We start from the raw sequence: 12478 nt of genomic DNA, 5'->3' as shown, positions 1-12478 counted from the left end.
GGGAAGAACCGGGGTCACCAGGGCCGCGACCCGCCGGAGCGAAGCGCAGGCAGAAACTACTGCGCGGCCCGCCCCGGTTCTGGACTGAGTGGAGCGGGGGAGCGCAGCGCAGAAGCGGAGGGAGGGAAGAACCGGGGTCACCAGCGCCGCGACCCGCCGGAGCGAAGCGCAGGCAGAAACTACCGCGCGGCCCGCCCCGGTTCTGGACTGAGTGGAGCGGGGGAGCGCAGCGCAGGAGCGGAGCGAGGGAAGAACCGGGGTCACCAGGGCCGCGACCCGCCGGAGCGAAGCGCAGGCAGATATTACTGCGCTGCGCGGTCGCGCGCCTTCTTGCGGGAGAGTTCGCGGCCACGCTCGGTCGCGCCCAGGATGAGCTTGCGGACGCGGACGACCTCGGGGGTGACCTCGACGCACTCGTCGTCGGTGCAGAACTCCATGGCGGCTTCCAGATCCAGGTGCAGCGGCTTGGCCAGGGTCTCGAAGACGTCGGCCGTGGCGGACCGCATATTGGTCAGCTTCTTCTCACGGGTGACGTTGATGTCGAGATCCTCGGCGCGCGGGTTGATGCCCACGACCATGCCCTCGTAGGTGTCCGCGCCCGGCTCCACGAAGAACTGGCCGCGGTCGGCGAGCTGGATCATGGCGAACGGGGTGACGGTGCCGGCGCGGTCCGACACCAGCGAACCGGTGTGGCGGGCGCGGATCTCGCCGGCCCACGGCGCGTAACCGTCGAAGATGGCATTGGCGATACCGGTGCCGCGGGTCTCGGTGAGGAAGTCGGTGCGGAAACCGATCAGACCGCGAGAGGGGACGATGAACTCCATGCGCACCCACCCGGCGGAGTGGTTGCTCATCTGCACCATCTTGCCCTTGCGGGCGGCCAGCAGCTGAGTAACCGCACCGAGATACTCGTCCGGGCAGTCCACGGTGAGCTCTTCGTAGGGCTCGTGCATCTTGCCGTCGATCATCTGGGTGACCACCTGCGGCTTGCCGACGGTCAGCTCGAAGCCTTCGCGGCGCATCTGCTCGACCAGGATGGCCAGCGCGAGCTCACCACGTCCCTGCACCTCCCAGGCGTCCGGACGGCCGATGTCGAGCACCTTCAGCGAGACATTGCCGATCAGTTCCTTGTCGAGGCGGTCCTTCACCATGCGGGCGGTCAGCTTATGCCCGGAGACGCGGCCCACCAGCGGCGAGGTGTTGGTGCCGATGGTCACCGAGATGGCGGGCTGGTCAACGGTGATGCGCGGCAACGCGACCGGGTTGTCCACATCGGCGAGGGTGTCGCCGATCATGATCTCCGGGATGCCGGCGACGGCGACGATGTCGCCGGCGATGGCCTCTTCACCGGGCTTGCGCTCGACGCCGATGGTCTGCAGCAGCTCGGTGATCTTGACGGTCTTATTGCCCTCGGGGGTCATCCACGCCACGTTCTGCCCCTTGCGCAGGGTGCCGTTGTGGATGCGGACCAGGCCGATACGGCCGAGGAACGGGGAGGCGTCGAGGTTGGTGACGTGCGCCTGCAGCGGCGCGTCCTTATCGCCCTTGGGGGCGGGGACGTACTTCATCAGGACCTCGAACAGCTCGTCGAGGTTCTCCGCGGCGGGCGCGCTGCCGTTCTCGGGGCGGGCGGTGGAGGCCTTGCCCTCACGGCCGGAGGCGTACAGCACCGGCAGATCCAGTGCGAGCTCGGCGGCCTCGGATGCCTCGTCGTCCAGATCGGAGGCGAGGTCCAGCAGCAGATCGTGCGACTCCTCGACGACCTCTTCGATGCGGGCGTCCGGACGGTCGGTCTTGTTGACCACCAGGATGACCGGCAGCGAGGCGGCGAGCGCCTTGCGCAGCACGAAGCGGGTCTGCGGCAGCGGACCCTCGGACGCGTCCACCAGCAGCACGACACCGTCGACCATGGACAGGCCGCGCTCGACCTCACCACCGAAGTCGGCGTGGCCGGGGGTGTCGATCACGTTGATCACCGTCAGCGAGCCGTCGGCATTGTGCCGGTGCACCGCGGTGTTCTTCGCGAGAATGGTGATGCCCTTCTCGCGCTCCAGGTCTCCGGAGTCCATCACTCGGTCGACGAGTTCGGCGCGCTCGGCAAACGCCCCGGACTGACGCAACATGGCGTCGACCAGTGTTGTCTTGCCGTGGTCGACGTGCGCCACGATGGCGACGTTACGGAACTCGACAGACGACACGTTAGATTCCTCCTGGTGCAAAGGGTTGGCCCGACCCGGCGGGTCATGCATGGGGAAGTAGTTGATTCCACCGGGCATGCGGCGAGCTACACACTACCGTTCGACATAACTCACACGTTTAACGCATCCAAGTTAGGTTAAGCTAACCAACATGGGCAAGGTCAAGGCGAAGGACGTCTCCGGTCTGAAGCCGAAGAAGAAGTGCTGCCGTAAGAAGACGCGGTGCCTCAAATGCCCCGTGGTCATCATGCGTATGAAGAAGCTCGAAGCCTCGGGCTGCTGCGGTAAGAAGGAGCTCAAGAAGGGGCTCAAAGCCGCACGCGCGGCGTGAATTCCACGGGCGCGCTACCGAAATCCCCGCGTCCGCGCTCCGTCGGGAGTACACCGGAGGCATGACTCCCGCACCGCTCTCCGAAGCCGAGATCAGCAAGGCGCTCAGCGAACTCCCCGACTGGACCCGCACCGGGCACAGCATCTCCCGCACCGTCGAGGCCGCGTCATTCCTGGCCGGAATCGAATTGGTCCGCCGGGTCGCGGTCGCCGCCGAAGCCGCCAATCATCATCCCGATATCGATATCCGCTGGCGGCGGGTGACCTTCACGCTCTCCACCCATGACGCGAACGGCCTCACCGCGCTGGATGTGGCTCTTGCGCACGAGATCGATCGGCTGGACGCGCAGAGTTAGCGCGCCCGGCCCACGCCACCCAGATGTAGAAGGCCAGCACGCCGATCACATCCACCGCGCCCAGCCAGGACAGGATGCCCGGGCGCGAGATGACCCAGATCGACGTCTGGAAGCGCGAGAGCAGCCACGGCACCCCGATCACGGTGGTGACCAGCCAGTACCCGGCCATGACGCGCGCACCCGCGGCCGTGCGCAGGGGCCCGTACAGCAGCCACAGCATGACCGGGATCAACCAGATCCAGTGGTGCGACCAGGAAATCGGCGACACCATCAGACCGAACAGCTGCACGATGATCAGCGTGCCCAGTCGGTCATCGTTCGCCAGGACCCGCCAGGCCAGCACCGCGAGCACCGCGGTCACCAGCACCGCCGCGATCCACACCGGTCCGGAGACCACATCGTGGCCGAGCAGTCGGCTGAGCGCACCGCGCAGCGATTGATTCACCGAGGAACCGACCGGGCCGATCCGGCTCGCATCACCGAGCAGTTCGGTGAAGTACTTATGCGTCTCATCGGGGGTGATCAGGTAGGTCAGTCCGATGGTGCCGAAGAACACCACCGCCGACCACGCCGCCGCGAGCCAGCGCCGCCGCGCCGCGAAGTACAGGCCGGTGACCGCGGGCGTCAGTTTCACCCCGGCGGCCACGCCGACCAGCGTGCCCGAGACCCACCAGCGCGTGCTGCGCACCGCGAGCATGGCGATCAGCACCAGGAAGACATTGACCTGGCCGTAGTCCAGGGTGGTGCGCACCGGCTCGAGCCACAGTCCGACGGCGGTCCACGCCACCGCGACGGTGCGCCAATGTTGTTCGCGCAGTGCGTCTTTCCCGAGCATCAACTCCAGAGAAAGCCATACCACGCCGAACAGCGCGGCCATGGTCGCCAGCAGCCAGGCGATGGCCACGAAGGAGAACGGCAGAAAGTGCAGCGGGTAGAACACCAAGGCCGCGAACGGCGGATAGGTGAAAGGCAGCGGAAAATCCGGTGTCTTGCTGGAGTCGGTGTAATCGAAGAGGTGGCCGCTACCCAGCGCGGCCGAACCATCCACGTAGACGTGCAGATCGACGAAGTTCATGCCGTTCGGCAGGAAGAGCACCCAGGCCAGGCGGATCAGCGCCGAAATACCCAGTGCCACGGCTGCCGGTCGGAAGTGTGGGTTCACGGCGGGACTCTCAGCTCGGGCGACAGGGGCTGCGCCGGATTCATCCGGCGGGCTCTTCACCGGAAATCCGGCAGGCGTGCGGGCCTCGACAAGCGTAGTCGTACCGCCGGATGTGCCGTGCGGCACGTTCCCTCTGCTGTAACATTTGCATCACTGACCACATCTGTAACACCGCTTCCGCGCCGCGGTTCGATAGCGTTACTTGATGCAGGACGCCAAGATCACTCCGTGGCTGTACAACCGGGCAGCCCGGTCCCTAGAGTGGCGCGGAAGCGATGTCTCCATCGCCGCTAGATGTACCCGAAGGTAAGGACGGCTACACCAGTGCTTCGCACCCGAGGATCGCGGTTCGCAATGTCCGCAGTCGCCCTGGCGGCCTGCGCCACCGTGGCCGTACCGACCACCGCGTTCGCCAAGCCGGCGCCCGCGCCCGCGCAGACCACGGCCTCCATTCCGATGATCCCCGAAGGGGTTCCGGTCGACGCTCTCGCGTCGCTGATCCCGGCGATCATCGGTGCCGCCGCCGGTCCCGCGGATATCGCGGCCCCCGGCCCGGGCACGGCCATTCTCGATCAGGCCAAGCAGATCCTGGCGACGCTGAACCTGCCGCAGTCGGTCAAGGACACGCTGAACAAGATCATCACCTTCCTGGACGGCAGCGGCGGTGGTGGCCCGGACATCCCCAAGGACGGGCCGGTCATCGCCCAGTTCCTGTGGCCGACCATCGGTAAGGGCTGCATCGGCTCCGGTGCGGATTCGGTGGGCACCGCGCTCGCCGTCCCCGGCCCGGCCCAGCTGCCCCCGCCCGGCCCCGTTGCGGGTCAGACCGGTTTCGTCTTCACCGCGCTGGGCACCAAGCGGCCCACCGAGATTCAGACCCCGCCGATGACGGTGCAGTGGCTGAACCTGGACACCCGCGCGAGCGGCGTGGTCAACCTGACCGATGAGGCCAAGATCAATCCGGATGGTCCGGCCACGCTCTCGGCCATCGTGGACACCGGCACCGGCCGCGTCGTCGCCGTGGTCTCGGGTTCGCTGACCACCCAGGCCGATGCCGAATCCCAGCCCATCACCTGCTCGTTCCTGCCGACCGTCGGATTCTTCACGGTCTGAGCGAAATCCGGCCATGACTGTGGTAAACCCACAGTCATGGCCGTTGATAACTCCGCCCTGCGGGGCCTGAAGTCGCGCCGGTCGATTCTCTCCATCCGCTCGGAGGGATCGATCCTGTCGATCGGCTCGGCCTATTCGATTCTGTCCATCGGAAGTATCGGGTCGGTGCTGTCCATCGGCTCCGCAGGATCCTTCGGCTCCCTCATCTCCTCCGCGTCGTTCGGCAGCATCGGCTCGGCCTTCTCGGGCCTGTCCCGCTGGTCGATTTTCTCGTGGATGGGTGAGCGCCAAGCCTTTTCGGGCGGCGGCGACGACACCGTCGATCACCATCACACCCTGCGCGTGGTTCCGAACGAGTCGGATCTCCTGGAGGATCCGACCGGTCACTGCCAGACCTAGCTCTTCGAGTTCCCGTGCCTCAGCGGCGGTCATTCACCACCATTGGCCGTACCGGGGTGCGAGTACGGCGTTGACGTCGACTCCGATGCCGTCCAGTGAGCGCTTGTCGATCTCGAACTGGTGCAGGGTGGCATCGGGGTGCACGTACCCCTTCGGGGTGCCCCAATTGTGTTGCCAGAAGTAGGAACCCAGGCCCGCGTCACGCAGCGAGTCGATGGTCGGCGAGTTGGCGTAGACGCCGACGCGATCGTGGCCGAGGACGGTCTCCCACCCTCGTAGATAGGGCTCGATCATGGTGTCGAAATCGGCGTCATCGGGATTGTCGTCGATGGAGGCGTAGATGGGCGCGCTGTCGGGGCCGCCCGCCGCCTTGTGCAGCACCAATCCCCGTGCGGCGTGCTTGAGCCCGGCTTCGAGGCCGCCACGCCAGTCCGCGGTGGGACCCTTGCCGAACTGATAGCAGGAGACCACCGAGAGCCCGGCGGCCCGGAGCTGGTCGACTTCCCTTGCCAGCAGCGGTTTTCCGGCCATCCACTCCGCGCCGGGGCGGCGGTCCGAGACATAGCGGATCACGCCCATATGTCCTTCGGCGCTGATGGATTCGGCGGTCGGCACGCCGCCCGCGTAATCCAGCAGAGTGCCGAGTTGTTGTCGCGCCGCCGCGTTCGGGGCTGGCAGGGTGAGACCGGCGGAGATACCGGCGACTACGGTCGCGCCTCCGACCAGGAACGCTCGGCGGCTGACACGGGAAAGGACCATCGCGGAACTCCTTCGCACACTCGCTGACCGAACATGCCGGTCGCGAGCGCACCGAAGGGATTGCCGTGACCGGAAGAACCTCTTGCGGCGTGCCCGGCGCACCTTCCCCGATGATCCGAAGATCATCCGTGCGCCGGGAGCCCTGAACGCGCCCTCATTTCACCATATTCACATTGGAATCGCCAGACGCACACGGCACTTTGGCAACATTAGTAACATACGTGCGCAATCGGGCACATTGCACGTGGCGGATCGGAAAAGCGTGAGGTCAGACGCGGGTGCCGTCGAGGCGCGCGCCCACATCGATGGTGCGGCGCGAGGCATCGGCAACCTCCGCGCGGACCACCGAGGCCACCTGTGCGGCCACCTGACGGCGAATCCCGGCGAGCTTGCCGAGGGCGGCCGCGCGCAGGCCCTGCGCCTTGAGCTCGAGTTCGATCTCCTCGGGCGCGGGCGGGGCGGCGTCGATGACGATGAGCAGCGGTTCGGCGGCTCGGGCGGTCAGGGCGACCGGCACCTGCAACTCGGCGCTGTAGCGATTGGATTGCAGTACGTCCACGGTGATGTCCAGGCTCACCGGAATGGTCAGATCGAAGGTCACCAGATCCACCTTGTCGGCGGTATCGGCCTCCGGAATCGGGTTCTGCTCTGCGGACGTGGGCAATTCGGCGATCACGGGTTCGCGCTTGACGGGCGCCGGATCGTGTGTGGACTCCACGATCCGGGGTAGTCGCACGGTGCCGTGCACGGCGACCTGCGCCCGATTACCCGGTCCGGTGCGGATCGGGCCCACCTCGATGGGCTTGCCCGCCATGGATTCCACCACCTCGCGTACCCGGTCCACGGTGACGATGCGTTCGAAGAAGCGATGGCCGAATTCGCCGTAGTCGATCCACTCGTGGGCGGGCCGGCCGCGATAGGGCGAGCGGCTGCCATTGAGAATGGCCTCCACATCGAAGGTGCGACCGCGCTGTGCGTCCGGATCCTCGAGAATGGCGTTGATGCGATTGGCGACCTCGCGCTGCACCAATTTGGCAATGGGGTCGACCAGCAGATCGAAGGCCGCGCCGATGGCCTGCGCGCGCATGACGAAACTGACATCGCGACCGGTGACCGGTGGAATATCGATGACGATCAGCAGCGGATCCGCGGTGCGGGCGTGTAGTCGCAGATCGATGTCGACCACCGCCTCGAGGCGTAGTCGCTGACCGCCGAGGGTGACGTCGACCCGGAGTTTCACCGGCAGCGCCACATCGAAGTGCACCTGCGGGCCGCGCCGAATGATGGTGGGTTTTCCGACACTGCCCTTGGCCACGAATCGCGCGAGTCCGGCGGGACCGATACCGAATGGTCCGATGGACATACCGCGCCCGGCCATACCGGAAACCGCTGCTTCGATTCGGGATTCCGTTACCGCCGCCGCCACGAAACGTTCGCCGAATTCGGCGTAATCGATCCAGATGGGTTCGTCGGACGGCGTCATCCAGCTACTTTCGTCGGGCGGGGACCCCTGTCCTGCCGATGAGGGGGCAGCAGGACAGGGATCAATCGGCGACGCTGCCGGGCGCCGCCGAAGACCATCGTAGGCGGAAGTCCCGTTCTGTCCCACCCTCCGGGGGCAGCGTTTCCAAAATGTGGAACCAGCCTGTTCACAATCGGCCGTAGCCGACTATGCCGGACACCTTCGCGGGCTCGATGCGATGGATGCTGATCCTGCCGAATTCATTGCCGCCGATGGTGGTGATGGAGTCCGCGGCGGTATCGATGACGATATTGGTGTGCTGGCTGAATGCACTGCCCCCGGCGTACATCACCACATCGCCGATGTGCGGCCGATAACCCGGCACCTCGAATCGGTTCTGCTGCCGGTAGTAGGCCTCCAGGGTGGAGACGCCAGGAATTCGCCAGGAGCCGGAATTCGGATTGTCCAGTGGGCGACCGGATTCCCGCATCACCCAGCTGACGAAATCGGCGCACCACGGTTCCTCGACGCCCTCGGAGTAGGCGGTGCCGCCGGGCTGGCGGGCGTACTCGCGCGCGGTGATATCGAGAATGCTCGACTGGATGGCGTCCAGGCCGGTGCGGTCGACCGCCGGGAAACTGCGCAGCCGCTCCCCCGCCACCGCCGGATAGCTCGAATGCTCTTGCCACCAGCGCACTCCCACGACGCCGCCGACGGCGAGCACCGCCAGTACGGCCACCAGCGCCAGGCGGCGCAGGCCGCGGTGTTGTCGAGTCGGACGCTCCGAAAGCACCGTCATCTGATCCCTCCCCGGTATCCGGTCGACGATCGACCGCTACCAGTTTCGACGCCCGGCACGGCGCGCGGGTTCCCGGGTGGGTGAATCTCCACGGGATCCGCACAACCGGCGTCAGTCGGTCCGGCCGGGACCGCAGATCTGACTCAGGGAGACTTCGCGGACCTGATGGGTGCGGCGCGGCACCTGGTTGGGGCCGCCGCGTTCGGCGAGCAAGGCCAGATCGCCCTCCAGCCGCCGCAGCAGCTGTTCGGCCGAAGCACGGTGTGCGGCCGCGCTTTCCGGGTAGCCGAGGAAGTCTGCGAGTTCGGCGAGGCGGTGATCCATCGGACCCAGGACGGTCGCCCCGGTCTCCAGGCCCGCGATGGTCCCGCTGTACGGCAGCAGTTGGTCGTACAGCACCCGCGCCCACGGTCGATCGCCCAGGGCGATGGCGAGCCGGGTGCGCACCGAACTGAAGGTGGACCAGAACTGCGGGGCCAGCGGAGCCGCTTCGAACAGGACCTGCCGGGCCAGCTCCTCCTGTCCGGAATGCAGCAGGGCCAGCGCGTAGCCATCGATGAACAGTTCGGGTTTGACGGCGGCGCGTTCGCGCAGATCGTCCACGAAGCCGGACATATCCTCGCGCAACCAGGCCAGCGAGATGGCGATGCCGATATGCAGGGCATTGGGTTCGCGGGCCGGTTCGAGTACGCCCGCTTCGGTATTCGCGACGATCTGATCGGCCGCGGCGGGTTCGATGGCGAGCATCAATTCCACGCCGTCGGTATTGCCGCGCAGCAGCTCGAGCACCATGTCGAAGGGTGCGATGGCATCGAGCAGATGACGCAGCTGACCGTCGGTGGCGTATTCCCCCGCGCTGCGGGCGTGGTCGGCGGCGGCGACCAGATCGGCGTCGGCGAGGGCGGCGCGGAACAGCAGATAGTGTGCGAGCGCGCGGAATTCGGTGAGTTCGGCATCGGTGGCGATCCGGAGCATGTGTCCCGCATGGCGTTTCAGGTCGTCGGCGCGCAGGAAGCCGCCGCGCGCGAAGGCGGCGAAGGCCTGTGCGTTCAGCACGGTACAGAGCAGGTCCGGATCGGCGATGGGGGCGGCCAGTTCGCTCGCGGCGCGCGCGGCGCGATCGGTGGCCTCGAGATCCTCCAGGGCCCGATCGAAGACGGCGGTCACGTGGACCCGAATCCTGGTGGTGACGGGGAGATTCGGGTCCATCAGGGCAATGCGCAGCGGCTCCCGGATGCGCCGGTCGGGGGTGTGCCAGTCGTGCACCGACCAGATCAGCGGGGTCGGCCAGCAGGTCGCCGCGCGGGCGAGAAACGCTGAGCCGCCCAGGAATTCGGCGAGTTCGATGGCTTGTTCGCGGGCGGCGCGGGCCGCGATGTGCTGACCGTCGTAGGCCAGGGCGGTGACCAGTTCACAGCGCGCCTCCAGGACCGCGATGCGATCCTCTCGCGCGGCCTTGGGGGCGATGTGCCCGGCCAGTTCGTGCAGGGCGAGCACCGAGCGCCAGCGCCGTACCGCATCGGCCCGCATCCCGCGCTGTACACAGCGGCGCGCGGCGGCGCGAACGAATTGGAGTGCGCGCACGGCGGTTTCGGCATTCGCGCCGAGCGCGGCGTGGTGGGCCAGGGCGTCGATATCGACGCCGGGCAGGACCGAGGGCTCCGCGGCCGCTCCCGCCTTGGCGGCCGTCGTGCTGGCGCGCACGGCGGTCCAGTGCAGTGCGTCGATGTCGTCCGCCGGACTACCGGGTACGGGCATTCCGGCCGAATGCGCGAGTGCGTCCATGGCGGTGACCTGCGACGGTGAATCGGGTTGTGCGGGTGCGCTTCCCGCTCCCCCGACCGGCGCGGCGGTATCGGCCACCGAAACCCCCGCCGAGTGCGCGAGCGCGTCGATGGCCGAGACCGATCGCGGCGCGCGCGCCGGACCCGGTAGCCGCTCACAGAGGAGTTCGAAAGCGGCCCAGTGCATTCGGGCCCGGCGCAGCACCGGAATGTCGAAGTAGACGGTTTCCCGCACCAGGGCGTGATCGAAGGCGATGCGACCGCTGCGTTCGGTGCGCAGCAGGCGCGCGGCCTCCGCCGTGGCGATGAGATCGATGACGGTGTCGCAGGTGCGGGTGGCCGAGGCGGCGAGGGTATTGACGTCGCTGTGCTCGCCCCACACCGACATATGCCGCAGCAGTTCGATCACCTCGGCGGGCAGCTGAGCGATGCGGCGGCCGAGCAGATCGCGCACACTGTCCGGCAGCGCGTCGGTACTGCCCTGTCCGGCAACGAGTTTGGCCAGTTCGCGGACGAACAGCGGATTGCCGCCGGTGCGGCGGCGCAGCAGTTCCACGGTGCGATCGTCGAGCAGGGTGAGTCCGGCGGCGGCCGCGGCGCGGCGGGTACCGGCCAGATCGAGGCCGTCGAGTTCGATGCGGTCGGCGGTGAACAGCGCCAGCGCGGCGGCGGTATCGCGGACGCCGGGTCCGGCCTCGGTGCCGCGCAGCGTGGCGATGATCAGGATGGGCCGATCGCGCAGCCAGTTCACCACCTGTCGCAGTACCTGCAGGGTGGCGGCGTCCGCACCGTGCACATCCTCGAGCACGATGGCCACGGGTCCGTTGCCCGAGCGCTCGCGACAGGAGCGCACCACGCGCCGGGCCAGCGTGAAAGCGTCGGAGACGGTATAGGTTTCGGGATCGGCGGCATCGAGTCCGGTGAGCACCTCGGCCCAGGCCCAGGCGGGCGGTGCGCCCTCCACCTCGGGGCAGCGGCCGAAGACGGTGGTCCAGGCTCGCCCGGCCAGCTGGGTGACCAGGGTGGCGGCGAGCGTGGTTTTGCCCGCACCGGCCTCACCGGCGAGCCAGACCAGGCGTACCTGCCCGGCCGCCGCGGCCTCGGCGGCGGCCAGCAGGGCGGTGCGCTGTTCGCCGTAACCGCTGTCCGGCAGGACATCCGGCGCGTGTTCGGGATCGGCGCGGCGCATGACGATCGGCGCGGCGGGCGGTTCGGCATCCACCGAGTGCGTGAGGATCGCCGTCTCCAGATCCCGCAGTCCGGGTCCGGGATCGACGCCGAACTCCAGGGTGAGGAATTCGCGGCTGTGCCGCACGGTGGCGAGCGCGTCCAGCGATTGTCCGAGCCGGTACTGGGCCAGCGCGAGCAGGCGCGCGCACTCCTCCCGTCCGGGGTGTTCGGCGAAGATGGGCCGCAGCGCCAGCACCACCTCGGCGGGCCGGTTCACCTCCAGCGCGGCCTGCGCCCGCAACTCGGCGGCGGTCAGGCGCAGGGCCGCGAGCCGGGCGGTTTCCTGTGTGGCCCAGGACATTCCGGCGAAGGATTCGAAGGCGTTGCCGTGCCAGCAGTCGAGCGCGGCATCGAGCACCCGCACCTGTTCCAGCGGGTCGGGGCGCTGCGCCGGATCGCGCATGGCCGATTCGTGGCCGTGCAGCAGCTGTTCGAAATGCCAGGAGTCGACCTGTTCGGGTTCGAGATTGAGGGCGTACCCGTGTGATTCGGAGACGATGATGCGGGACTGGGCGCGGCGGGGCCGGTCCGGTTCGAAGATCCGGCGCAGATTGTGGATATAGACCTGGAGCGCGGCAACGGCTTTGGTGGGCGGATCACCGCTCCAGAGATCGTCGATGAGCCGATCGGTGGGCACCACCCGCCCGCCCGCGACCACCAGCCGCCCCAGCACGGCGCATTGCATCGGAGCCCCGGGAGGCACTCGTTGACCGTCGATACTGATGTGCAGCGGTCCCAGCACACCGATCCGCGTTACCGCCATGGCGCGGAACCACCCCCATTACCCACTGACGAGCCGAACCGAACAAGGCCTTCAATATGGCAGAAATTCTGCGACAACACCCAGTCTTGTGATCCGGCTTAACCCGATACGAAGAAAATCGCA

The 12478-nt window shown here is 67.6% G+C and carries 10 protein-coding genes; 4 read left to right on the top strand and 6 right to left on the bottom strand.

The genetic code is table 11. The features are described 5' to 3' along the window. Window positions 1–302: 302 nt before the first annotated feature. Window positions 303–2198, bottom strand: coding sequence for a translational GTPase TypA (typA, locus tag NA10_RS25640; RefSeq protein WP_067572364.1), 1896 nt, complete (start codon window positions 2196–2198; stop codon window positions 303–305). Window positions 2199–2349: 151 nt separating this feature from the next. Between typA and NA10_RS35975 the strand changes: the two genes are divergently transcribed. Further along, on the top strand, window positions 2350–2529 hold the full coding sequence (locus NA10_RS35975; RefSeq protein WP_084515238.1) for a hypothetical protein: 180 nt from the start codon (window positions 2350–2352) through the stop codon (window positions 2527–2529). Between the two features lie 61 nt (window positions 2530–2590). Beyond that, on the top strand, window positions 2591–2884 hold the full coding sequence (locus tag NA10_RS25635) for a 4a-hydroxytetrahydrobiopterin dehydratase (RefSeq protein WP_067572360.1): 294 nt from the start codon (window positions 2591–2593) through the stop codon (window positions 2882–2884). Here NA10_RS25635 and NA10_RS25630 read toward each other — a convergent pair. Then, window positions 2826–4046, bottom strand: a complete 1221-nt coding sequence (locus NA10_RS25630; protein WP_067572359.1) for a mannosyltransferase — start codon at window positions 4044–4046, stop codon at window positions 2826–2828. The two genes, NA10_RS25635 and NA10_RS25630, sit on opposite strands and share 59 nt — an antisense overlap. A 354-nt stretch (window positions 4047–4400) precedes the next feature. On the opposite strand from NA10_RS25630, the gene NA10_RS25625 reads away from it, so the two are divergent. After that, complete coding sequence (locus NA10_RS25625) at window positions 4401–5159, top strand: Rv1157c family protein (protein WP_084515237.1); 759 nt, start codon at window positions 4401–4403, stop codon at window positions 5157–5159. Between the two features lie 36 nt (window positions 5160–5195). Next, window positions 5196–5558: a hypothetical protein gene (locus NA10_RS25620; RefSeq protein WP_067572357.1), complete on the top strand. Its 363-nt coding sequence runs from the start codon at window positions 5196–5198 to the stop codon at window positions 5556–5558. A gap of 33 nt (window positions 5559–5591) precedes the next feature. Here NA10_RS25620 and NA10_RS25615 read toward each other — a convergent pair whose 3' ends face one another. The 4 genes from NA10_RS25615 to NA10_RS25600 form a co-directional block, all read right to left on the bottom strand. Next, window positions 5592–6317 carry a DUF1906 domain-containing protein gene (locus NA10_RS25615; RefSeq protein ID WP_067572356.1) on the bottom strand — a complete coding sequence of 242 codons (726 nt, stop codon included), beginning with the start codon at window positions 6315–6317 and terminating at the stop codon, window positions 5592–5594. A gap of 268 nt (window positions 6318–6585) precedes the next feature. Then, on the bottom strand, window positions 6586–7800 hold the full coding sequence (locus NA10_RS25610; protein ID WP_067572355.1) for a hypothetical protein: 1215 nt from the start codon (window positions 7798–7800) through the stop codon (window positions 6586–6588). Window positions 7801–7966: 166 nt separating this feature from the next. Further along, entirely contained in the window at window positions 7967–8578 is a 612-nt protein-coding gene (locus NA10_RS25605) for a CHAP domain-containing protein (RefSeq protein WP_067572354.1), read from the bottom strand. Window positions 8579–8689: 111 nt separating this feature from the next. Then, window positions 8690–12355: an ATP-binding protein gene (locus NA10_RS25600; protein WP_067572353.1), complete on the bottom strand. Its 3666-nt coding sequence runs from the start codon at window positions 12353–12355 to the stop codon at window positions 8690–8692. Window positions 12356–12478: the final 123 nt, after the last annotated feature.

Origin of the sequence: Nocardia acidivorans NBRC 108247 (assembly GCF_001625085.1) — a bacterium.
GTDB lineage: Bacteria > Actinomycetota > Actinomycetes > Mycobacteriales > Mycobacteriaceae > Nocardia > Nocardia acidivorans.
This window is presented reverse-complemented; position numbering and strand designations above follow the sequence as displayed.